Below are 23,955 nucleotides of genomic sequence, written 5' to 3' on the forward strand. Positions count from 1 at the left end.
ACTGACCATCGCGGGCCAGGGCCAGGGTTTGCAGGGCGAAGGACGACACCGTCGTGTAACTGCCGCAAACACCCACGATCAAAAGCTTTTGCGCCGTAACGCTGGAAGAAAACAAAGAGCTTCCGCCAGCCAAGGCGGCGAGGATGCCGACCAGAACCGACCCCGACACATTGACCGCGAGGGTCCCCCAGGGAAAGCGCTCACCCAGCCAACGATGAGTCACCCCCGACACCCAGTAGCGCGCCGTGCCGCCCAGGGCGCTGCCGATGACCGCCGCCGCCAGATTCATCAGGTAAGTGCTCATAACGCGTTGCAGGCCCAATTTTGGGTAATGCCGTCATGTCCGGGAAAAAACCGCTGACTGATTCTAGGGGAGATTGGTTCAGGGTCAATAAAAAACCGCCAGCCAGACACTGTCCTGCCGGTCATTGGTCCAGGCGACGCGGTGCTTGCGGTGGGCGGGGATGATCAGCCAGTCGCCGGGAGCCAGGCGGATACGCTCGGCGGGATCTTGCAGTTCCAGTTCGGCCTCGCCCTGTGCCAGCAGCACGAATTCGTTCTGCGCCTGATCGTACCAGAAGCCCTCGGGCGATGCGTGGCCGCGCGAGACGATGCGCTCGATGCGCACCAGTCCATTGCCGGTCAGCGTTTGCACAAGCTCCTCGGGCAACGAGGATGGAATGGCGTGAAAAAGATTGTTCGTGATCATTAGGGCCTCAGGCAAATAAAAACTCACAAAAAACCATTTGACGAAGTGCTTTTGGTCTGTTAGAAGTATTGCCATTCAAAGGTCGCCGAGAGGCGGCTGTTCCCCCGTTCGCACCCCCTCCGCGAACGGGGATTTTTTTTTCCCGCCTTTTCCCTGCAAATCCTCGAACAAACCGAAGCGTCGCAAAAATTTTAACGTGGTGGCCTGCGGGTTTCACGAAACCAGGGCCGGTACTCTTCCATGCGCGCCTGCTGCTCGGCGGGAGCCCGCCGCTTGCAGGTGGCGAAATCCGGCGTGCCGGGGGCAGCCCCCCAGCGGCGCTCCACGCAATCGTTGGGATTGTAGGCGATTTCGAGGGCCGCGCGGCGCGCGTAAATATCCTCCAGGCTCAGCCGCCAGGAACTGCCGTCGCTGCGGGTGTAGGTGATGAAGCGCTCCTGCAGGCGCTGCGCGTGCAATTCCTCGATGCGCGCCGCGGCCGACCGTGGATCCTCGCCGTCAAACCTGTAGAGTTCGGGATGGCGGCGCATGCGCGCGGGCAGGTCGTCGAGCACCTTCATGGCGATGAGCAGGCGCATGTCGCGCGACGGCGTGGAATAATCCTCCCAGGGACCGAGAGTTTCAAAAATGGCGGGGCCGCGCGGCATGGGCACGACGGTGCCGGGATGGGCACGCATGTAGGCTTCGCCGTTGTCGACGGAGCGCACCCGGGTTTCAAGCTGCTCCATCAGCGCAGCCAGGGTTGCTTCGTAAGCCGCCTGGGGGTCGAGGCCCTGGGGGTTGACGAGTCCTTCGAGGCGCGCGTAGAAATCCTCGGGCCTAAGCTCCGCCTGCTCCATGGAATAAGCCGGCAGACCGAAACGGCCGTCGAGGTCGCGATTGAGCGGCTGCCGCCAACCTTGTTTGTCCGGCAGGGGGGCGCGGTACGCCTTGAAGCCGGGGCCCGCGCTCGGCGTGGCGGCAAACAGAAAGGTTCCCTCCCAGAAACGCTTGCGCGTCACGGAGTTGTCGGGCTGGGCATCCACCGCGAGGAGCAGACCGGGCTGGTCCTGGGTCTGGGCAATCCATTTGACGAGGATCAGGGTGTGACCGTAGGGATCGGCGAACAGGGTGCCGGGCCACAGGGCGGCGCGCTTCAGGGCCACGGGGTAGAAATCAGAGGCGTCGTCGCCCAGGGCGGTGCGGCCGCTGCCCGAATGGACCCGGTCCATGATGCGGCGGCTGACCTGGCGAAACACCTCGGCGCTCGCGGCGCCCTGGGTGAAGGTGGTTTCGATCTCCGCCGGCTCGCAGCGCGGCGGACTGGTTGCGCTGCCCCGGGTACAGGAGCGATAGGCGACGGGCAGGCCCCGTTTCCAGGCGAAATAGGCGCGCAGGATATAAGGCAGGTCGGCGCAGTCGGGGGTGGCGAAAACCTGGCGGTCATCGCCCTGGCCGAGATAGTTGTGCAGAAAATTGCGGCGCGCATCGCGCAGCACCGGCTCCAGGGAGGCAAAATTCAGCGACGCCTCGGGCGGAGCGTCGAACAGATGCTCGATCCAGGCCGCGTAGAGCGCCTGATTGGCCAGATCCCATTTTCCGGCTCCCCGCTCGCCGCTGCCACCTCCCACCGCGACCTCGACACAGGCCGCGACCTGCCCTGCCCGTTGCGCCTCGACGCGGTAACGACCTTGGGCAGGTGCTTCCAGAATGCCCCGCAGGCTCCAGGGCGGACCTCCGCCCCGCACCATCGGCAAGGGCGTGCGACGACCTTCCGGATCGGTCACCCACAGCGCCGTCAGATCCTCATCCACGGCCACGGCCAGAATGTCCAGGGGCACCCCGGGACGCGGCTTTAGGGGCGCGGTCCACACCCAGGCCGCCTCTCCCTGCCCACAGGACGATGCCGCCCGGACCTGCGGTGCGCCGAAAACCAGGGCGCAGATCAGAATGAGAACGGCCATCCAAAACGGTCTGGGCGCGGACAGGATCATGGCGGCGGAACCTCCCTGAGTCATGGACACCTTCAAAGCTTAGCAAAAAAGCACGGCAGCGAAGGGGGTGGAGAAAATTCCGCGATCGTTCAATCGCCGCGATTCGTTTCCGCAACAGGTAAGGAGCCTTGGCAATGGGTTTCATGCACCCGCGACGCGCCGACGACCGCCAGCAGCGCGAAACCGAACATCAGGGAAAACCCGAGCCGGTAGTCGGCGGCGGCATAGACGCGCACCCCCTCCACGAGGGTTCCCGCCCAACCCAGATCCATGACCCAGCCAAACAGGGGCTGCATGATCGCCGCGCCCAGAAAAAGACCCGTATTGACCAACCCAATGGCCATGCCCGCCAGATTGGGCGAGAGATTTTCCTTGGCATTGGCAAAGGTCACGATGAAACCGCCCGAGAAAAATCCGATGAGGAAAAACACCGTCATGCCCACCAGGGTCGTCTGCCAGGACACCAGCAGCAAGGTCAGGCAGATCAGCGCATAGCCCAGGGTTCCGGCCAGAATGATGGGCTTGCGGCGCCCGATGCGGTCCGAAATCCACCCGGCCAGCATGGAGCCGACGGCAAACCCCGCCAGGGTCAGGGATGTGTAGGTCGCCGCGGCGGTACGATCCAAGTCGTGGACGTCGCGCAGATAAGGAATCGCCCACAGGCCGATGAAGGCCAGCATGCCGCCGACCATGCCCATGCCCACCCAGAAGACCGGCCAGATGGCGCGCGTCTCGAACACCACGCGCAGATCCTTGAGCCAGTGACCGCGGCGCGGCGGATGGCTCGGCCGGCCCTCCATCTCGCGCACCGAGGGAAAGCCCAGATCCTCGGGGCGGTTGCGCACCAGCAGCAGGGTCAGGGCCGCCAGAACCAGCGTCACGACGCCGAGGGCGACAAACACCGAGCGCCAGGAATGGACCTCGAGCACCAGGGCCAGGGGCCCGGCCGAGGCGATGGCGCCCAGATTGCCGAACAGCAGGGCCAGGCCGCTGACCATGCCGTAGCGGCGTTCGCTGAACCAAACGCTGTTGCTCTTGAACAGGGCGACGAACACCACCGAGACGCCCAGCCCCACCAGGGCGCGGCCGGCGGAAGCCTCCCAGAAGGTATCGGCCATGCCGAACAGGATGGAGCCCGAACCGGCCACCAGGTTGCCCATGGCCACCGAGGCACGCGCCCCCAGGGTGTCGGCCAGCACCCCGGCGGGAATCTGCATGAGGGTGTAGATGTAGAAATACATGGCGGCCAGCGACCCCAGGGCGGCCCCGGTGGTGCCGAAGGTGCGCATGAGATCGCCGGCGACCACGGCGGGCGCCATGCGATGAAAAAACACCAGCATGTAGGCAAGAATCAGGATGGCGAAGATTCCCCAGCGGGCCACCAGAAAGCGCGTCGGAGAAAAGGCGGGCAGGGTTTGGGTCTGAATGTGCATGGCCGGCCTCCGGATATCCGATCGAATCAGCAAAGGCAGGCCGGTGGCGGATAAGCCACCGACCTGCCCGACTTGGACCAAAAGCGCCGCCGGGTGCGATCAGCTCAGGGTGAACTCCCAGGCGCACCAATAACTGTCGGGATGCTCGTCGGGCGGACAGGCGATGCAGCGGGTGCTGATGCGCGGATCGACCATGCGCGCGAACTCGGAATATTCGACGATGCCGATGGATTTACAAGGGAAATCGGGCAGGTTCTTGCGCTTGCGCGCCGACTGCACGCGGCAATCCACCATGCGGAACACCGCGCGCTTCTCCGACACCTCGACGGTTTCCTGAAGATTCAAGCGCGCGTAGAGGCGATGCTTGAGACACTCGACCAGCGCCGGGATGCCGCAACCCTGGGCGATGCCGAGCCGCGCCATGATGCGCTGCGCCTCGATGACCGTGAAACGCCGCCAGGCCTCGCGGTCGGCATCCATGGCGGCTTCCATGCCGTGGGTCGCCTCGATGGCCTGAAACCAGAGGCCGTCGTGGGCCAGCCAGTTCTTGGCATCGTCGATGATGATTTTGATCAACTCCTCCTTGTCCAGGTTGTAGAGCAGCTTGATGCCCTCATCGAGGGCGACTTCCTTGTTCTCGACAGCCTGACACGCACTTGAATTCCCAGTCACGGCATCCTCCTTGAGTAAGTAAAAGGCCCCGGGCAGGAGCCGAGCGCCCCTGCCCGGGCGGGTCTCAGGCCCCGCCTGCTCCGGGGTCCCAAGCCATCAGGTCTAGATGCGATTCATCTTGCGCGCCTCCGCCCGCAACTGCTCGCGGAAATCGGGATGGGCGATCTCGATCAGCGCCAGGGCCCGGTCACGGGCGGTCTTGCCGCGCAGTTTCGCCACGCCGAATTCGGTGACGACGTGATCCACGTCGTTCTTGTTGGTGGTCACGGCGGCGCCGGCCTGTAGGGTCGGCACGATCTTCGAGATCGTCCCGCCCTTGGCCGTCGAGGCCAGGGTGATGAAGCTCTTGCCGCCCTTGGAGATATTGGCGCCGCGCACGAAATCGGCCTGGCCGCCGGTGCCGCTCCAGTGCATGGCGCCGATGCTTTCCGAGGCGCACTGGCCGAGCAGGTCGACTTCGATGGTGGCGTTGATGGACACCAGCCTGTCGTTCTGGCCGATGACGTAGGGATCGTTGGTGTAATCGACGGGATGCATCTCGATCATGGGATTTTCGTTCATGAACTCGTAGAGGCGCCGCGTGCCCAGGGCGAAGGTGCCGATGGTCTTGCCGCGATGGATGGTCTTTCGCGAGTTGTTCACCGCGCCGCTCGCCATGAGATCAACCATGCCGTCGGTGATCATTTCCGTGTGGATGCCCAGATCCTTCTTGCGCAGCAGCGCCTTGCACACCGCGTTGGGAATGCCGCCGATGCCCAGTTGCAGGGTCGAGCCGTCCTCGATCAGTTCGGCGATGTAGCCGCCGATGGCCTCCTCGATCTCCGAGACGGGCGGAATCGCCAGTTCCACCAGGGGGTCGGCGCACTCGATGACGTGATCCACCTGGGAAATGTGGATGTGACAGTTGCCGTGGGTGCGCGGCGCGTGAGGGTTGACCTGGACGATGACCTTTTTCGCCTTCTTGATGGCTTCCATGGTGTAGGCGACGGACAAAGAGCAGGTGAAGTAGCCGTGCTCGTCCATGGGCGAGACGACGGTCCCCGCCACGTCGACGGGCCAGTACTCGCGTAGCAGCTTGGGCACCTCGTGGAAGTAGTTGGGCACGAAGTCGGCCCAGCCCGCCTGCACCGCCTTGCGCGACACGCCGCTGGTGAACCAGGAATTGACGCGGATGTGGGGCCGCGCCTCGGGCTTGAAATAGGCGGGATTGAGATGATGCTGCTGGTTGACCACCACCCCCTCGAGTTCGTGCATGCGCTCGGCCAGGGCCGAAACCAGCAGGGTCGGCTCGCCGGCGCAGATGGGAAAGCACAGATGGTCGCCGGACTTGACGGCGGCGGCCGCTTGCGCCGGGGTGCGGAGTTTCTGCTGATACTGGCTGCTGTAGTCGGGGATCAGGCGCTCAAGATTGACGGCGATATTCTGCATGACTGGACCTCTCTTTCCGGCTGGATGGTTAACAGTTCGTCCTTGGGGCCTCGCCCAGGGCGCGCGTGACTTTCGAGCCCGAGGGACGCCCCAGAAATTCGCAGATGTAGCGGCCGGCCGCGACCAGGGCCGATAGGTCGACCCCGGTTTCGATGCCCAGGCCTTCAAGCATGTAGAGCAGATCCTCGCTGGCGACGTTGCCCGAGGCTCCTTGCGCGTAGGGACAGCCTCCCAGCCCGCTGATCGCGCTGTCCACCACGCCGATGCCGCGCTCCAGAACCGCGAGGATGTTGGCGAGGGCCTGGCCGTAGGTGTCGTGAAAATGCACGGCGAGCCGCTCGACGGGCACCTGCGCGGCCACGGCGTCCACCATGCGCTGCGCCTTGGCCGGCGTGCCGATGCCGATGGTGTCGCCGAGGGAGATTTCGTAGCAGCCCAAGTCGAAGAGCCGCCGGGCCACGGCGGCGACCTGCCGGGGCGCGATTTCGCCCTCGTAGGGGCAGCCCAGCACGCAGGACACATAGCCGCGCACGTTCAACCCGCGGCGCCTTGCCTGGGCGATGACTTCGGCAAAGCGCGCGAGGCTCTCGGCGATGGAGCAGTTGATGTTTTTTTGCGAAAAGGTCTCCGAAGCCGCGCCGAACACCGCGATCTCCTCGGCGCCCGCCGCCAGGGCCGCCTCCAGCCCCTTTAGGTTGGGCACCAGCACCGGATAGGACACCCCTGCCCGGCGCGTGATCATCGCCATCACGTCCACTTGGTCGGCCATCTGCGGCACCCAGCGCGGCGAAACGAAGCTGGTCGCTTCCACGACCGACAGACCGGCTTCGGCCAGGCGTTCGATCAGCGCGACCTTGACTGGCGTGGGCACGGTTCGCGGCTCGTTCTGCAAGCCGTCGCGCGGCCCGACCTCGACCATTCTGACCCGGTTCGGCAAGCGCATCTCAGGCCTCCTCGGTCTCGAAGGCCAGCAGTTGGGCCCCCTCGGAAACCAGGGCGCCGACGGAAAAGAGCAGATCGGCGATACGCCCGTCGGCGGGGGCGTTGATGGTGTGCTCCATTTTCATCGCTTCGAGAATCATCAGGGGCGTGCCTTTTTTCACCTGCGCGCCCGACTCGACCAGCACCGCGATCACCTTGCCCGGCATGGGCGCGGTCAGGGTGCCGCCCTGTTCTTCCTGCTCTCCGGCATGGGCGAAGGGATCGATGAGCGCCAGACGGTGCGCGGCGCCCGGCTCGAGGATGGTCAACTCCAACCCGTGACGCACCACGGTGGCGCGCACCCGCTTGCCGTCCAGATCGGCCAACAGGTCGCCCGCGGCGGTGATCTCGCCGCGCACCGACAGCGGCCCGCCGGGCAGATCAAGCAGATAACCCCGGGGGCGGTAATGGGCGACGACGCTCACCGTCGCCTCGCCGTCGACAAACCTCAATTCATGATGGTTGTCGCCGTTGAGCCGCCAGCCGTCCGCGCTATGCCAGGGCGAATAAGCGTCGGCGCAAGCGCGCGCCGCGGTCCGGGCATCGGCGGCGCGCCGCAACAGCACGTCGAGGCAGGCCAGGGCCAGCACCTGATCGGGAGCCGGGCGGGCTTCGGGAAACAGCGTGGCGCGATGGCGCTCTATGAATCCCGTGTCCAGATCCCCCTCGACAAAGGCCGGATGGGCGGCCACCGCCCCGAGAAAGGCGAGATTGGTCGTCACCCCCACCACCTGATAGTCGGCCAGGGCTTGGCGCAGGCGGCGCAGGGCGGCGGCGCGATCCGTGTCCCAGACGATGAGCTTGGCGATCATCGGGTCGTAGTGCATGGACACCTCGTCGCCCTGCCGCACGCCGGTATCGATGCGCACATGGACGCTTTCGCGAGGGCTGCGCAAATGACGCAGCAAACCGATGGAAGGCAGAAAATCCCGGGCCGGATCCTCGGCGTAAAGCCGCGCCTCGACGGCGTGGCCGCTGATGGCCAGATCCGACTGACGACAGGGCAGGGCCTCACCCGCCGCGACGCGCAGCTGCCACTCGACGAGATCCACGCCCGTGATCATCTCCGTCACGGGATGCTCGACCTGCAAACGGGTGTTCATTTCCATGAAATAGAAGGAGCCGTCCTCATCGAGGAGAAATTCCACCGTACCGGCCCCCGTGTAGCCGATGGCGCGGGCAGCGGCGACGGCGGCCTGGCCCATTTTCTCGCGCAGGGCCGGATGCATGCCGGGCGCCGGCGCTTCCTCGAGAACCTTCTGATGGCGGCGCTGGATGGAACAATCACGCTCGAAGAGGTGCAGCAGATTGCCCTGGGTGTCGCCGAACACCTGGATCTCCACATGGCGCGGCTTGGTCAAGTAGCGTTCCAGCAGCACCCGCTCGTCACCGAAGGCATTGGCCGCTTCGCGCTTGGCCCCGGCCAGGGCGGCGGGAAACTCGTCCAGGCTCCGCACCACGCGCATGCCCTTGCCGCCGCCCCCGGCGCTGGCCTTGATGAGCAGGGGAAAGCCGATCTTCTCGGCCTGCCCCGACAAAAAGGCGGGATCCTGGTCATCGCCGTGATAACCGGGTACCAGGGGCACGCCGGCCTGCTCCATGATCTTCTTCGCCGCGCTCTTCGAGCCCATGGCGGCAATCGCCGCCACCGGCGGACCGATGAAGGTGATCCCCGCCTGGGCGCAGGCTTCGGCGAAATCGGCGTTCTCCGAGAGAAAGCCGTAGCCCGGATGCACCGCCTGGGCGCCGCTGCGCCGCGCGACCTCAAGAATCAGCTCGGCGCGCAGATAGCTCTCTCGGGCCGGCGCCGGCCCGAGGCGATAGGCCTCGTCGGCCAGGGCCACATGGCGCGCCGAGGCATCGGCGTCCGAATACACGGCCACCGTGGCGATGCCCAGCCGCTTGGCCGTGCGGATGATGCGGCAGGCGATCTCGCCGCGATTGGCAATCAGTATCTTTTCGAACATGACTAGGATCCTTTCGCCCATTGGGGCTGACGTTTTTCGAGAAAGGCGCCAAGACCCTCCTTGCCCTCGGCCGAGGCCCGCGCGGCACAGATCCGCTCCGCCGTTTCGGCGATCAGCGCGGTGTCGATGGCCCGCCCCGCCACCAGCGCCACCAAATCCTTGGCGGCGACCAGGGCGCGCGGGCCGTTTTGCAGCAGTTGCTCGGCCAGGGCCGCGCCGCGGGCGGCCAGCTCACCCTCCGCCACCAGCTCATGAACCAGACCGAGGCGCAGGGCTTCCTCCGCCGAAAACCGCTCGGCGGTGAGGAAATGGCGCCGCGCCGCGCGCGCCCCCATGGCCGCCACCACATAGGGTGATATCACCGCCGGAATCAGGCCCAGCTTCACTTCGGACAGGCAGAAAGCGGCACGGGGCGAGGCCAGGGCAATGTCGCAACAGGCCACCAGGCCGACCCCGCCGCCGTAGACCGGCCCCTGCACCAGGGCGATGGTCGGTTTGGCGAGGCGGTCGAGGGTGCGCATGAGTTCCGCCAGGGCCTGGGCGTCGGCAAGGTTTTCGGCAGGGGAATAATCGGCCATGCGCCGCATCCAGCCGAGGTCGGCCCCGGCGGAGAAACTCTTGCCGGCGCCGGTGAGCGTCACCACCCGCACGGCGGAATCGGCCTCCAAGCGCCGCAATTCGACCGTCAGAGCGCTGATCAGGGTATCGTCGAAAGCGTTGTGCACCTCGGGACGGTTCAGGGTCACCAGCGCCCGGCCCTGGGCATCGACTTGGGTATGAATCAAGGAAGGGTTCATGGCTTCACATCCTGAAGACGCCGAATTCGGTCTTCTGCGGCGGGGCATTGAGGGCTGCGGAAATCCCGAGGCCCAGCACCATGCGGGTGTCGGCGGGGGCGATGATGCCGTCATCCCACAGCCGGGCGCTGGCGTAGTAGGGATGACCCTGGTCCTCGTACTGGGCGCGGATGGGCGCCTTGAAGGCCTCTTCGTCCTCGGCGCTCCAGTTGCCGCCCTTGGCTTCGATGCCGTCGCGGCGCACCTGCGCCAGCACGCTCGCCGCCTGCTCGCCGCCCATCACCGAGATGCGCGCGTTGGGCCACATGAACAGCAGATCCGGGCTGTAGGCGCGCCCGCACATGCCGTAGTTGCCCGCGCCGAAGCTGCCGCCGATGAGCACGGTGAACTTGGGCACCTTGGCGCAGGCCACGGCGGTGACCATCTTCGCGCCGTCCTTGGCGATCCCCCCCTGCTCGTACTTGCTGCCCACCATGAAACCGGTGATGTTCTGCAGAAACACCAGGGGGATGCCGCGCTGGCTGCACAGCTCGATGAAATGCGCCCCCTTGAGGGCCGATTCGGAGAACAGGATGCCGTTGTTGGCGACGATGCCCACCGGATAGCCGAAGATGTGGGCGAAGCCGCACACCAGGGTTTCGCCGTAGAGCTTCTTGAATTCGTCGAATTCCGAACCGTCGACGACGCGGGCGATGACCTCGCGCACGTCGAAGGGCTTGCGCGTGTCGACGGGGATGATGCCGTTGAGCTCCTCGGCATCGTAGAGGGGCTCCCGCGCTTCGCGCAGGGCGAGATACGGCTGCTTGACTCGGTTGAGGCCCGCCACCACGCGCCGCGCCAGCCCCAGGGCGTGGGCGTCGTCGGCGGCGTAATGGTCGGTGACGCCCGAGGTGCGGCAGTGAACATCGGCGCCGCCCAGATCCTCGGCGCTCACCACCTCACCCGTCGCGGCCTTGACCAGGGGCGGTCCGCCGAGAAAGATGGTGCCCTGATTGCGCACGATGATGCTCTCGTCGGCCATGGCGGGCACGTAGGCGCCTCCTGCCGTGCACGAACCCATGACCACGGCGATCTGAGGGATGCCCTTGGCCGAAAGGTTGGCCTGGTTGTAGAAGATGCGCCCGAAATGGTCGCGGTCGGGAAAGACCTCGTCCTGCAGGGGCAGAAAGGCGCCGCCCGAATCGACCAGGTAGACACAGGGCAGATGATGCCGCTCGGCGATTTCCTGGGCGCGCAGATGTTTCTTGACGGTGATGGGATAGTAGGTGCCGCCCTTGACCGTGGCATCGTTGGCCACGATCATGCACTCGCGCCCGCTGACCCGGCCGATGCCCGTGATGAGGCCGGCGGCCGGCACTTCATCGCCGTACATGCCCCAGGCGGCGAACTGGGACAGCTCGAGAAAGGGGGAGCAGACATCCAGAAGTCGCCGCACCCGCTCGCGGGGCAGCAGCTTGCCGCGCGCCTCGTGCTTGGCGCGCGCCTGCTCGCCGCCGCCCAGCCGGATCCGCGCCGTCTTGGCGCGCAGATCCTCGACCTGGGCGCGCATCACCTCGGCATTCTTGGAAAATTCCGGCGAATCCGGATTGAGGTTGCTCTTGAGTATGGCCATGGCTGTCCTAACCCTTTGTTCAGGCAAAATGTCTTGAGAGTCGAGAAATCACGGTGCGCCGAGCGGCTCAGGCGGCCGTTTCGTTGAACAGCTCGCGGCCGATGAGCATGCGGCGGATCTCACTGGTGCCCGCGCCGATTTCGTAGAGCTTGGCGTCGCGCAGATAGCGGCCCGTCGGATATTCGTTGATGTAGCCGTTGCCGCCCAGGGTCTGAATGGCTTCCAGAGCCATCCAGGTCGCCTTTTCCGCGGCATAGAGAATGGCGCCTGCGGCGTCCTTGCGCGTCGTCTCGCCGCGGTCGCAGGACTGAGCCACGGCGTAGACGTAGGCGCGGCAGGCGTTCATGGTGGTGTACATGTCGGCGATCTTGCCCTGCATCAGCTGGAAGGTGCCGATGGGCTGGCCGAACTGCTTACGCTCGTGGACATAGGGCACCACCACGTCCATGCACGCCTGCATGATCCCCAGGGGACCGCCGGCCAGCACCGCGCGCTCGTAATCCAGGCCGCTCATGAGTACGTTGACGCCCTTGCCCACCTGACCGAGCACGCTTTCCTCGGGCACCTCGCAGTTCTCGAACACCAGCTCGCAGGTGTTGGAGCCGCGCATGCCCAGCTTGTCGAGCTTCTGCGCCGTGGAAAAGCCCTTGAAGCCCTTCTCGATGAGAAACGCGGTGATGCCGCGCGGCCCGGCGTCGACGTCAGTCTTGGCATAGACCACCAGCACGTCGGCGTCGGGGCCGTTGGTGATCCACATCTTGTTGCCGTTGAGAATGTAGCGATCGCCCTTCTTGTCGGCGCGCAGCTTCATGCTCACCACATCCGAACCCGCACCCGGCTCGCTCATGGCCAGGGCGCCGACGAAATCGCCGCTGATGAGCTTGGGCAGGAACTTGGCTTTCTGGGCGGCGTTGCCGTTGCGGTAGATCTGGTTCACGCAGAGGTTGGAATGGGCGCCATAGCTCAGGGCGACGGAGGCCGAGGCGCGGCTGAGCTCCTCCATGGCGATGACATGTTCCAGATAGCCCATGGCGGCGCCGCCGTACTCTTCCGAGATGGTGATGCCGAGCAGGCCCAGGTCACCCATCTTCTTCCACATGTCGGCGGGAAACAGGTTGTCGCGATCGATATCGGCGGCACGCGGGGCCAGCTCCGCCTCGGCGAAATTGCGCACCGTTTCGCGCAGCAGGTCGGCGGTTTCGCCCAGGTTGAAATTCAGGATGGGATAAGCGCTCATGGCAGTTCCTCCTCGGGAAAGTTGGGATTTACCCTTCTTTATAGCAACGCAGATGCCAAACAGTGTTCTATATTTTAAAAACACCGAAAAACATCAATAAATAATTGTTTTTGAACAGTTTTTTTGCCGACACAAACCACCAGACGCGGAAAACCGATGAAACCGACTGTAAACGTCCTAAAACAGAGCAACGACGGCGCCGCCAGGAAAACCAGGGGAAAAGGCCCTGTTTAACGCTTTAAAACGAAATTATATTTTTGTAGACAGTCTCCGAACGTAGACATCCCAGCACAAAAAAATGGCCGGGCACATGCCCGGCCGATTAGGGTTCCAATTCAGGAGGCCAGCGTTGTAAGGGTCAAGCGCGTTGCGCGCTCTGGGTTTTAGAAGAAATAGGTGGCGGCGAGACGGATGACGTTGGCCGTGCCGGAATCGCCCGTGGCGCCTGTGGGAACGGCAAGATACTGGGTCTTCAACCGCTGATACTCGGCGGCGACGCGGAAATGGCCCCAGTCATAGGAGACATTGCCGAAATACATTTCGTTATATTTTTCGGCCGCCCCCGTGTAATCCTTGCTGTCCATGATGTTGCGACGCCCGTAGCCGGCGGCGAAGCCCAGATCCTGGGTAGGATAGAAGATCAGTTGGCCGAAGGCGCCGTAACCCTTGGCGGCGTCGCGACTGCCAGCGGGGCCGACGGTCTGCGCAGCGGTGGCGGCAATCTGGCTCAGGCCGGCGGCGACATAGGCCTGGGTTTCGAGGGACAGGGTCATGACACGGCTCTTGCCGTCGCTGGATTTGAGCACCGGCACGAAGGCGTAGGCGCCGTAGCCGTACACATCGAGATCGCTGCTCCCCGCCGTCTCATCGACATCCGATTGCCCATAGAGGCCGAAGAAACCGAGGGTCAGGGGGTTCATGCCCAGGCCCCAATAGCCGGGCGAGGTGCCGAGGGACTTGCTCACCAGCATCGCCTGGGCGGCCACGTTGACCATGGAGCCGCTGTATTCTGCACCGATCAGGTTCTGCGAGGGATTCTGCAAACCGGCGATGACGCGGATGCCGTTGTCGTCATTGAGACGGAAATTGTGGGTGATGCGCGCTTGGGCGACGCGGGGGTTGTTGGGGTTGCCGGTGAACTGGCCCGAGCGGAAGTCCACGGTCGAAGCCACGGCCGGAGCGAAGATGTCCCAGAACTGGCCGAACAGGGCCTGGGTGTTTTCCCAGGACAGGGCGAGCCAGGCGTGGCGCATGCGCAGGTTGCCGGCTTCGTTGGTGCCGCCGCCCCCGTAGAAATCGCCCTCGATGAAGGCGCTGGTCTTGGCGCCGTTGACTTCCGGCCCCGTCGAGCGCAGGGAGAAGCGGGTCTGCCGTGCGGTGAAAATGGACTCATCCTGTTTCGAGGCGGTGGTGCCGTCGGCGGGGATCACCATGGACAAGGGCTGGCCCAGCTTGGTGTCCTGATGCACATAGTCAAGCTTGACGTAGCCGCCAAGAGACAGTTTGAACTTGCTCTCCACCGGCTCGGCCTGGGCCTGTCCCTGAGTGAAAGCAACCAGCATGACCGCGGCAACCAATCCGAAAACATTCCTCATGTTCTGCATCCTCCTGCGTGTGATGTGATGTTGATCTGGCTGTTCAATCCAATACCTGCGTCCGAATCTTGAAATGCGTCACCTCCATCCCGAAAATCACGGCCGGAACAAACCGCCCGACCCCTGGTTAAATGCGGAAAAACGGCCCGGCGCCCCGGCGCATGCCTGAGGCCGGCGACATCAATGACGGAGGTACCCCAGGCGCGATGAAATAACGATGGCCGCCTCCTGCAGCAAGGGCAGCAAGTCCAGACTCAGGCGCTGTTCGTCGAAGCGAAACTCCGGGCCGACCAGACAGAGACTGGCCTGCACCTCGCCCTCCTCGCCGAAGAGCGGCACCGCCAGGGAAGCAATCCCCTCGCCGAGAGCGCCAAGATCGCGCGCCTCGCGCCCCGCCCCCGCGCATCGCTGCACCATGGAGCCGCCAAAAGCCCTGCCATCGAGCACCACCCGACCCGCCGCCGTAACGGCAAGGGGATAACGCTGCCCGACCAGGGACACCGTGCCCACTTTCTGGGTGGTATCGACCATATCGAGCAGGAGAATCTCGGCGCCGTGGGGAATGGCGAGATAAACCGCCTCGTCGCACTGGCGCGCAAGCTGCTCCATGACGGGTTTGGCCTTGCGCAGCAGGCTCATGCGCTGTAGGAGGCGCTGGCCCATTTCAAAAACCGGCAACCCCAGCCGATAGCGCCCGGACGTGCCGATGCGCTCGACGTAGCCGCGCTGCTCAAAGGTCGCCAGCAGGCGAAAGACGCGCCCCCGATCAAGATCCAGACGTTCGCTCAGGCGGGCGATGCGCAACTCGTCACCCTCCTCGCCGAGAATCTCCAAAAGACTCAGGGCCAGCTCGACGGACTGTATGGAATAAGATGCTTTCTCTCTGGCCAAAACCCACCTCCGACCCTATGTTTCAAACATTGTTTTAGCAAAAACGGTTCCGCGTTCGGAAAAGCCGAGAAATAATATTGAAAAAAAATTCAAGCTCTTGTTTTTATTCAAATTTTTGTCTCGCCATCATATTTTGGTGAGAACACCCAACAGGGAAGACTTGTCTCCAAGGGTTTACAGAAATCCAAACAAAACTGCTATTTTTTATTTATTTTCAAGCACTTGAAAAGAATTCACGAAAATTTACAGTCCAATACTCAAGTTAACACTGGCGTCGAGCGCGAGCAGGCCATACGCAATCGTCATTCCATTGAAATCCTTATGCTTTCCAAAATTTTTAAAAGGAACTGACGCAGGGAGGAAAAATGCGGAGGGAAGACGGAAGAAAGGAAAATCGAGACAATTTATAACAATGTTTGCAAGAAAGTGCGACTCCCGGACCTCAGGGAGCCGCACGGCGCTTGGCCTGGCCTTCCAGAAAGGCGGTCACGGCCTCCAGATGCTCCTGGCTATGGTGCGCCATGCTTTGAAAGCAGGCGCAGATCTTGAGGAAGTCGGCCAACTCCTGATGCTGGGCGAGCTTGAGCAGGCGCTTGGTCAGACGCACCGCCGGCCGCGGCTTGGCCGCGATGCGGGCCGCGAGTTCCAGCGCACGGCGCAGAAGGTCCTCGGGCTCCGTCACCTCGAGCAAAAGACCCAGAGTCAGGGCTTCCGCCGCGTCGACGGTGCGCCCGGTCAGGCAGAGCTCGGCGGCCTTCTGGTAGCCGATGAGCCGCTGCAGAAACCAGGCGCCGCCGTCACCGGAGACGATGCCCAGATTGACGAAGGTTTCGCCGAACAAGGCGCGACACGACCCCAGGCGCAGGTCGCACATGCAGGCGAGATCCATGCCCGCGCCGATGGCGGGTCCGTTGACGGCGGCGATGATCGGTACCTCGGCCTCGTGCAGCGCCAGGGGCAGCCGCTGAATGCCGCGCCGGTAATTATCCTGAATGGCGAGCACGTCGCCGGCGAACATGCCGCTGCGCTCTTGCATGTCCTTGACGTTGCCCCCGGAGGAGAAGGCCGCGCCCTCCCCCGTCAGGACCAGCACCGACACCTGGGGAGAGCGGTTCGCCCAGTCGACGGCCGCGATCACATCCTCGACCAGGGCCGTCCCCGTCAGGGCGTTGCGCACGTCGTCGCGACGCAAGGTCAGCACCGCGACCCCCTCGACGATCTCCAGCGACGAATCAATCAATTGCGGCAAACGCATCTCCACCCCCACCGATCTCAGACCGCCACCTGCGTGAGCGCCTCGGGCACCTCCAGGTCGGCCTGGGTCGCGGCCAGCACCTCCTCCACGCTCACGCCGGGCGCCAACTCCCGCAGAATCAGACCGCGCGGCCCCACGTCCATGACCGCCAGATCGGTGATGATGCGATGCACCACGCCCTTGCCGGTCAGGGGCAGGGTGCACTGCTTGAGGATTTTGGACTCGCCGCTCTTGTTGCAATGCTCCATGATGACGACGATCTTGCGGGCGCCGTGCACCAGATCCATGGCGCCGCCCATGCCCTTGACCATCTTGCCCGGAATCATCCAGTTGGCCAGGTCGCCGGACTGGGAGACCTCCATGGCGCCGAGAATGGCGACGTCGATATGCCCGCCGCGAATCATGGCGAAGGACTCGGCGCTGGAAAACAGGCAGGCGCCGGGCAGCATGGTGATGGTTTCCTTGCCGGCGTTGATCAGTTCCGGGTCGACTTCATGCTCCGCGGGATAGGGCCCGATGCCGAGCAAACCGTTTTCCGACTGGAGAAACACCTGTTTGTCGCCGATATAGTTGGCCACCAGGGTGGGAATGCCGATCCCCAGGTTGACGTAGAAGCCATCCTCGATTTCCTGGGCCGCCCGCCGGGCGATCTGTTCTCTGGACAAAGCCATGTGCCCTTCTCCTTTCAGGCCGCGCGCAGGGTGCGGCGTTCGATGCGTTTTTCGTAGTCGGTGCAAGCGAGGATGCGCTGCACATAGACGCCCGGGGTGTGGATGCTGTTGGGATCCAGGGCCCCCGCCGGCAGCAGTTCCTCCACCTCGGCCACCGTGACCCGCGCGGCGGCGGCCATCATCGGATTGAAGTTGCGCGAGGTCTTGTTGTAGATGAGATTGCCCGCCGCATCGCCCTTCCACGCCTTGACCAAAGCAAAATCGGCAACCAGGGCCGTCTCCAGCAGATACTCCTTGTCGCCGAAGCGCCGCACCTCCTTGCCCTCGGCCACCGGCGTGCCCACCCCGGCGGGGGTGTAGAAAGCGGGGATGCCCGCGCCGCCGGCGCGGATGCGTTCGGCCAGGGTGCCCTGGGGCACCAGCTCCACCTCAAGTTCGCCCGCCAGAAACTGCCGCTCGAACTCCTTGTTCTCCCCCACGTAGGACGAAACCATTTTGCGGATCTGGCGGTTTTTCAGCAGAATGCCGAGGCCGAAATCATCCACCCCGCAGTTGTTGGAAATCACCGTCAGGTTGCGCACGCCCTTGCGGAGCAGCCCGGCGATGAGCTTTTCGGGAATGCCGACCAGGCCGAAGCCGCCGACCATGAGGGTCGCGCCGTCCTCGATACCGGCCAGGGCCTGATCAATGCTGGTTTGAACTTTCATGGACATCCTCCTTGATTGCCTCCTGCCGCGCGGGCACGAAGGGCTGAATACGGTATTTCTGAATCTTCTTGTAGAGCCCCGGGCGGGAAATCCCCAGCAGGGTGGCGGCATGCAGTTTGTTGCCCCCGGCCTGGGCGATGGCCTGCTCGATGAGGTTTTTTTCCACCGCGTCCATGATCTCCTGCAGGGGACGCCGACCGATCTGTTCCCGGTAGCCGGCCTCGGGCTGCCCGCCGACCTTGAGTCCACGCGCCGCACCGCTCGTAAGGGACAAATATTCGGGCAGATGCTCGCGCTTGATGTACGGGCCGACCACCACGTTGAAGGCGCTTTCGATGACGTTGCGCAACTCCCGCAGGTTGCCGGGGAAGGCATAGCCCTTGAGGGCATCCCAGGCTTCGGGGTCGAGACCCTGAATGCGCAGGCCGAACTCGTCGTTGAACCGGTCGACGAAGTGCTTGACGATGTAGAAAAGATCCTCGGCCCGCTCGCGCAAGGGCGGGATCAGCAGGGTCACGATGTTTAGCCGAAAGTAGAGATCCCTGCGGAAGCGTCCGGCCTCGACGAGTTTTTCCAGGTCCGAATTGGTGGCGGCCACCACCCGCACATCGAACTTTTTCGTGGTGTCGCTGCCCAAAGGGGTGATTTCCTTCTCCTGCAGCACCCGCAGGAGCTTGGCCTGCATGGTCAGGGGCATGTCGCCGATTTCATCGAGAAACAGGGTGCCGGTGTGCGCCAGTTCGAACTTGCCGAGCTGTCCCCCGCGCTTGGCCCCGGTAAAGGCGCCCTCGACGTAGCCGAACAGTTCCGATTCGAGCAAATGCTCGGGGATGGCGGCGCAGTTGACCTTGATGAAGGGTCCGTAGCGCCGGCGGCTGGCGGCATGGATGGAGTGGGCGAAGAGCTCCTTGCCGGTGCCGCTTTCGCCGATGATCAGCACGTTCGAACCGCGGTCGGCGATGCGCAGCAGGTTCTCCTTGATCTCCGCCATGACCTTGCCGTGGCCGATGATGCTGTTGACGTCGTAATTGAAATCGCAGTGCTTGGAGATGGCCGCGGCCGGTTTCTGTTCGTTCTTGACCATCAGGGAGCTGATCTGGTTGGCCAGCAGGGTCACCTCGCGCACGTCGCGATACATGATGCGGCCTAGCGCCCCGATCACCTTGCCGTCGCGAATCAGGGGATAGCGACAGGCCACCACGTCCTTGCCGTTGATCAGGTGCGGCCAGCCGATCTCGGCCTTGCCGGTCTCCATGACCACGGGCAGGCGCGAGACGCGCGAGTTGGAATACGCCTTGGTGATGTGCTTGCCGATCATGTCCTGGGCGCGGGTGCCCACCGCATCGGCGAAGTGCTGGTTGACCAGGGTGATGATCCCGGCGCGGTTGACCACGATCAGGCCGTCCTGGATGATGTCGATGAGCGGCCCCAGGGAGCGCGCCAGATTGCCGGGCGAATCCCAGAGTTCGTCGCCCGCGTCGTCCGGCGCCTCGGCGACGGAAAGAAACCCGCCCGTGGCCCGCTGCCCCTCCAGGATCGGCACATAGCTGCACAGCACCTTTTTCCCCAGGATGCGGACGGGCTCCGAACGAAAGCAGAAACCGCTGACGATCAGCGAAGTCAGCGGCGCCAGGTTGACGACATCGCCCAAGCGCCGGCCGCGCACCCCTTGAACCGCATCGCCGAACAGCGTCCGCCAGCCTTCGTTGCTGGAGATGATCTTCAGATCGCGGTCGAGAAAGGCAATCCAGCAGTCCCCCTGTTTTTCGTAAAAAACCGGCTCGAATTCGGTGCGTTCGATGATTTCGGCAAGACCCACGGCGACTCCTCGGGTTAGGTTCGCAATCCGTGACTGTGCTGCGTGCCCGGCGGGGGGCGGCGGCATCGCAGGCGGCAAAAACTCGCCTGCGGCTCAAACATTTGCCGCGATGCTCAACCGCCGCCCCCCCGCCGCGCGAGGTGTACAGTGACACTAGCCAGGTTTTTCCGGCAGGCGCACCACCAGAACGGGGACATCGCTCTCCTTGATCATTTTTTTCGCCGTGCTGCCGATCAGGGTGCTGTACAAAAAGCCGTGACCATGGGTTCCCATGACAATCAGATCGTAACCGCCGTTGTGCGCATGGTCGATGATTTCCTCAACCGGGTTTCCGGCGGCGACATAAATATTTTCTATCAATTTTTGATAAAGACACTCTTCATAACCTTCATTCTTCGCGTACAGATCAAGCTTGTTTTTTATTTTTTCCGTCAGCCTTTTTTTTGCCGTGGCAAAATCCTGGGATCTCATCTCGATGTTGACATTGTGTGTAAATTTTTCATAAACATTGATGATGGAAATTTTTGCTTCAACGCCGATCGCGATGCTTAAGGCATAACCAAAGGCATGCCTGGCATTGTCGGATAAATCCGTCGCATAAAGTATTTTTTTGACTTTTGGTATCATGCCGCCCCCTGGACTCTGTTAGAAAAACGAGGGAAGAAAAGTCACAATCGATGGAACGGCATACATGATGGCCATTCCAAGCACAAACAGACCCACCATCGGCCAGGCGCCGCCGTAGACATCTTCCATTGAGAAATCAGGAGCCGCGCCCTTCAGGGCGAAGATGGTATAGCCGAAGGGCGGCGTCATGCTTCCCAAGGTCATGTTGATGAGAAACAGCATCCAGAACCAGACCGGATCAAAGCCATAGACCTTGAGCAGCGGTTCATAGATCGGAATGGCGATGAGCATGACCGCGAACAGGTCGATGAACATGCAGAGAATGAACGGAATGAACATCAGGATGAAGAACGTCGGCAGCGTGGGCAGCCCCAATTCCGAGGCCAGGGTGACCAATCCCGTCGTGGCGCCGGTGAAGGAGAGCAACTGCCCGAAGAACATCGAACACGCAATGATGATGAGAATCATGGCGCTGATGGCGCAGGTGCCGAGGAGGGACTGGAAAAACATCTTAAAAGAGAGCTTGCGGAAAATCGCCGCCGCCACCAGCGCTCCAAGCACCCCCGTTGCCGCCGATTCATTGGGGGTGGCCACGCCGAGCATGATCAGCCCCATGACCGAAAAAATGACGATCAGAAACGGCAGGGTCTGCACCAGGGCCTGGACCAATTCCTTGCCGCTGACGCGCGGCCTGGCGACTTCATCCCGGGGTGGTTCGAGGCTCGGATCCCGCAGGACGCGAACATAGGTGTAAACGACCATCATCACGGCCAGCAGAATACCGGGCAGAATGCCGGCGATGAGCAGCTTGGCGATGGACACGTCGACCATGGAACCGACCATGATGACCAGCAGGCTCGGCGGAATGATCGGCGCCAGACTCGCGCCGCCGATCACCGAACTGACGGAAAGCCGCTTGTTGTAGCCGCGCTGCTCCATGGTCGGCAGCACCGAGCGGCCCAGCATGGCCGCCACCGCCACCGCCGAGCCGCTCAACGCGCCGAACACCGTGGAGAGCGCCGTGACCAGGACATAATGGCGCGCCCGAATATTGCCGACCATTTTGTCGATGGCGTCGATAAGAATCTCAACCGCGTTCGAGCGAAACAAGATCTCCCCCATGAGGACAAACAGGGGAATCGCCATCAGGGTTTCCTGCGTCACGGTGTTGTAGAGGCTGTTGGAAAACATGCCGAATCCGCTGGATCCGAACAGCATGAACACGCCACCCACATTAACCACCAGAAATGCGATGAAAATCGGCATTCCCGTCGCGAACAGGAACAGCAGCATGAGAATGGCTAATGTCAGCGTGACGCCCCAATCCATAGGTCAAGCCTCCGATTAATTGGGTTCCTGGTTGGGCAGGATCCCCAGCCGCAAGAACTGCAAGGCACTGAGAAAAAAGCCAAAGGGGATAACCGATGAAATCCACCACTTCGGAATGGGGCTGACCCACATGGTGGTGATTCCCGAACTGTATTGCCGCAAGGTTTCCATGCCGGAGATGTAAGCGGCGGCCAGGCACAGCACAAAACTCAACAGGGCGATGCCCCGACAGGCGATATTCTTCTTTTTGTGCGGCAGCCGGTCCACCAGCACCGAAATCGCGATATGTCCGTTGGTTCGCGCGATCTCCGGCACGACAAGCATGACCGCCAGAGCGAAGAACCATTGATTGACGTCATTGGCCCAGGTCGTCGGCGCGTTGAAGAAATACCGCATGGCCACTTCCTTGAGAGTCAGGACGAGAATCGCGGCCAGGGCCATTCCGCTCACCACGCTGCTTGCCTTTGTCACCTGGTCCAGGATGCCGGCCATCCCTTTCAGGATGGCCGGCCCGGCACTTTTGCCGCCTTGGTCCGTCATTTGGTCATGCCTTTTTCGAGTGCCAGGTCATGGAACTGCTGGCCGGTGGCGCCGGTGCTCGCCTTGGCCATTTCCCAAAGACCGTCGTTCCAGTACTTCTCGATCATCGCCGCATCCTCGGGATGCATTTCGGTCACTTTCATGCCCAGTTTCTTCAGTTCCGCGATTTCTTCCTCGATGGACTCCTTAAAGAAGGCCAGGCTGTCCAATTCGGTTTTTCTGCCGGCCTCGTCGATCCACTGCTTCTGCTCGGGGGTCAGGGCGTTGTATTTTTTCAGGTTCATGAGGATCATGGTGGAGACGTAGCCGAACTGGGGCGTAACCATGTAGTTGGCGACCTCGTTGAGTTTGAAGTCCTTGACGCCGACCTGCGTCCAGGGCGCGCCGTCGATGACGCCACGCTGCAGGGAGGTGTAGATCTCGCCGCCCGCCATGGTCACCGGTGAGCCGCCCAGCTTCATGATCAGGCTCTGCAGACTGGGAATGCTGCGCAGCTTCATGCCCTGCAGACTCGGCTTATTGCCGTTCAAGGCGTTGCGGGTCACGAAATGATAGGGCGTCAACGGCGGAAAGGAGACCAGCTTGACGCCGAGCTTGTTGTATTCCTGGTCGACGAAATCGAACAGGCCGGCTTCCCGGCGCTTGGCCGGATCGGCCGGCGTCGCGTCCATGCCGATGGCGATGGGAGTCGTGCCGCTGTGGTAGGCCGAATAGGTGTAGGCCAGGTCAAAGACGCCGGACTGAATCGGCTGGAACTGCTCGAAGGTGGGGACCACGTCGGGACCAAACACGGAAAACTTCATTTTCCCGCCGGAAACTTCCGTCAGATTCTTTTCAAAGTTGTTCAGCACGCCGACGTTAAAGATGTAATTCGGCGCCCAGGCCGACAGCAGCTTAAATTGGGCCGAGAATGCTTGGGACGAAAAACCCAGGAGCAGCAACGACGTCAGAATCAATCCCCGCAACATGCCTTTTTTCATCTCTTTGTCTCCGTTCTTGGTTGAAGTGACATCCAAATCCCTCCCCCGGACCCGTCCGGCGGAAGGGGCCTAACCGCTTGACCAACAAACAATGCAAATAAAAAACCAAACATTGTTCTATAAATTTAAAAAAGGAAAAATTTTTTGCCTTTTTCGCACAGTGCGTCAAACAACGGACAAAAAGCCAAAAATCAACAACATAGATCAGGTTCCCGACCTTTCATGCACCTCTGATCGTCACTATCGAGGAGCAAACCCTTCGCCAAACGGACCAGCAAAGGAACATTGTTCTATTTATTTACAAAAACGTCTGTCACCTTTATTTACAGGTCTCCATTCGTAGACAGGGGCACACCCCCGGCTATTTCCTTACGCGGGGAATGAAGATCTGTTCGGGGTCGAGCACGTCGTGGATCAGGTGCAGCTCCTCCACCGTCGGCGGCGCGGTTTCGCCGCTGACCCGCGAGACATCTAGGTCGAACTGGCACTGTTCCTTGATCTGCTCAACCGTCGTTCCTGGATGGCAGGTGTCGAGGTAGATGCGTCCCGTCTCCTCGTCGAAACGAAACACCCCCAGGGTGCTGATGACCGCCGTGGGGCCGCCGCGATAGGCCGCGCCGTAGAGTTCGCGGCGATGGACCCAGTGCCCCTCCGGCCATTTCTTCACGCGCCAGCCGGGACTGGTGATGTAGCTGACGTTTTCGGTGAAGCGGCGTTTTTCGTGGACCATGA

The 23,955-nt window shown here is 62.6% G+C and carries 21 protein-coding genes and 1 pseudogene; all 22 read right to left on the reverse strand.

Going from position 1 to position 23,955, the window contains the following annotated elements:
- Positions 1-304: CrcB family protein (locus QAT43_RS05210; RefSeq protein ID WP_305041989.1), on the reverse strand; the 304-nt coding region annotated here is incomplete at its 3' end.
- 84 nt (positions 305-388) lie between these two features.
- Entirely contained in the window at positions 389-655 is a 267-nt protein-coding gene (locus QAT43_RS05215) for a cupin domain-containing protein (protein ID WP_305041990.1), read from the reverse strand.
- A gap of 245 nt (positions 656-900) precedes the next feature.
- Entirely contained in the window at positions 901-2,652 is a 1,752-nt protein-coding gene (locus QAT43_RS05220) for a hypothetical protein (protein ID WP_305041991.1), read from the reverse strand.
- Positions 2,653-2,771: 119 nt separating this feature from the next.
- A complete protein-coding gene (locus QAT43_RS05225; protein WP_305041992.1) occupies positions 2,772-4,115 on the reverse strand; it encodes an MFS transporter in 1,344 nt (447 codons plus the stop codon).
- Between the two features lie 99 nt (positions 4,116-4,214).
- Positions 4,215-4,787 (reverse strand): DUF6125 family protein, encoded by a 573-nt coding sequence (locus tag QAT43_RS05230; RefSeq protein ID WP_305041993.1) that lies wholly within the window; start codon positions 4,785-4,787, stop codon positions 4,215-4,217.
- A 102-nt stretch (positions 4,788-4,889) separates the two neighbouring features.
- A complete protein-coding gene (locus tag QAT43_RS05235) occupies positions 4,890-6,215 on the reverse strand; it encodes an acetyl-CoA hydrolase/transferase family protein (RefSeq protein ID WP_305041994.1) in 1,326 nt (441 codons plus the stop codon).
- 28 nt (positions 6,216-6,243) lie between these two features.
- Positions 6,244-7,158, reverse strand: coding sequence for a hydroxymethylglutaryl-CoA lyase (locus tag QAT43_RS05240; protein WP_305041995.1), 915 nt, complete (start codon positions 7,156-7,158; stop codon positions 6,244-6,246).
- A 1-nt stretch (position 7,159) separates the two neighbouring features.
- The gene (locus QAT43_RS05245) at positions 7,160-9,163 is read right to left on the reverse strand and encodes an acetyl-CoA carboxylase biotin carboxylase subunit (RefSeq protein WP_305041996.1); all 2,004 of its coding nucleotides are present in this window, start codon (positions 9,161-9,163) and stop codon (positions 7,160-7,162) included.
- 2 nt (positions 9,164-9,165) lie between these two features.
- Complete coding sequence (locus QAT43_RS05250) at positions 9,166-9,960, reverse strand: enoyl-CoA hydratase/isomerase family protein (protein ID WP_305041997.1); 795 nt, start codon at positions 9,958-9,960, stop codon at positions 9,166-9,168.
- Between the two features lie 4 nt (positions 9,961-9,964).
- Positions 9,965-11,572: a carboxyl transferase domain-containing protein gene (locus tag QAT43_RS05255; RefSeq protein ID WP_305041998.1), complete on the reverse strand. Its 1,608-nt coding sequence runs from the start codon at positions 11,570-11,572 to the stop codon at positions 9,965-9,967.
- A 67-nt stretch (positions 11,573-11,639) separates the two neighbouring features.
- The gene (locus QAT43_RS05260; RefSeq protein WP_305041999.1) at positions 11,640-12,809 is read right to left on the reverse strand and encodes an isovaleryl-CoA dehydrogenase; all 1,170 of its coding nucleotides are present in this window, start codon (positions 12,807-12,809) and stop codon (positions 11,640-11,642) included.
- A 383-nt stretch (positions 12,810-13,192) separates the two neighbouring features.
- Entirely contained in the window at positions 13,193-14,404 is a 1,212-nt protein-coding gene (locus QAT43_RS05265) for a hypothetical protein (RefSeq protein WP_305042000.1), read from the reverse strand.
- A 180-nt stretch (positions 14,405-14,584) separates the two neighbouring features.
- Complete coding sequence (locus QAT43_RS05270) at positions 14,585-15,295, reverse strand: IclR family transcriptional regulator (RefSeq protein ID WP_305042001.1); 711 nt, start codon at positions 15,293-15,295, stop codon at positions 14,585-14,587.
- Positions 15,296-15,737: 442 nt separating this feature from the next.
- Positions 15,738-16,550, reverse strand: a complete 813-nt coding sequence (locus QAT43_RS05275) for an enoyl-CoA hydratase-related protein (protein ID WP_305042002.1) — start codon at positions 16,548-16,550, stop codon at positions 15,738-15,740.
- 17 nt (positions 16,551-16,567) lie between these two features.
- Entirely contained in the window at positions 16,568-17,221 is a 654-nt protein-coding gene (locus tag QAT43_RS05280; protein WP_305042003.1) for a CoA transferase subunit B, read from the reverse strand.
- 14 nt (positions 17,222-17,235) lie between these two features.
- Entirely contained in the window at positions 17,236-17,928 is a 693-nt protein-coding gene (locus tag QAT43_RS05285; protein ID WP_305042004.1) for a CoA transferase subunit A, read from the reverse strand.
- On the reverse strand, positions 17,906-19,747 hold the full coding sequence (locus QAT43_RS05290; protein ID WP_305042005.1) for a sigma-54 interaction domain-containing protein: 1,842 nt from the start codon (positions 19,745-19,747) through the stop codon (positions 17,906-17,908). The genes QAT43_RS05285 and QAT43_RS05290 overlap by 23 nt, the downstream gene beginning before the upstream one ends.
- Positions 19,748-19,900: 153 nt before the next feature.
- Positions 19,901-20,374, reverse strand: coding sequence for a universal stress protein (locus QAT43_RS05295; protein ID WP_305042006.1), 474 nt, complete (start codon positions 20,372-20,374; stop codon positions 19,901-19,903).
- Positions 20,375-20,392: 18 nt separating this feature from the next.
- Positions 20,393-21,703 (reverse strand): TRAP transporter large permease, encoded by a 1,311-nt coding sequence (locus QAT43_RS05300; RefSeq protein ID WP_305042007.1) that lies wholly within the window; start codon positions 21,701-21,703, stop codon positions 20,393-20,395.
- 15 nt (positions 21,704-21,718) lie between these two features.
- The gene (locus QAT43_RS05305; protein WP_305042008.1) at positions 21,719-22,243 is read right to left on the reverse strand and encodes a TRAP transporter small permease; all 525 of its coding nucleotides are present in this window, start codon (positions 22,241-22,243) and stop codon (positions 21,719-21,721) included.
- Positions 22,240-23,223, reverse strand: a complete 984-nt coding sequence (gene dctP / locus QAT43_RS05310; RefSeq protein ID WP_305042009.1) for a TRAP transporter substrate-binding protein DctP — start codon at positions 23,221-23,223, stop codon at positions 22,240-22,242. Before dctP ends, QAT43_RS05305 begins: the two co-directional genes overlap by 4 nt.
- Positions 23,224-23,584: 361 nt before the next feature.
- Positions 23,585-23,955, reverse strand: a pseudogene (locus QAT43_RS05315) (acyl CoA--acetate/3-ketoacid CoA transferase subunit beta); the annotation flags it as partial.

Source organism: Geoalkalibacter sp. (assembly GCF_030604225.1).
Taxonomy (GTDB): Bacteria; Desulfobacterota; Desulfuromonadia; order Desulfuromonadales; family Geoalkalibacteraceae; genus Geoalkalibacter.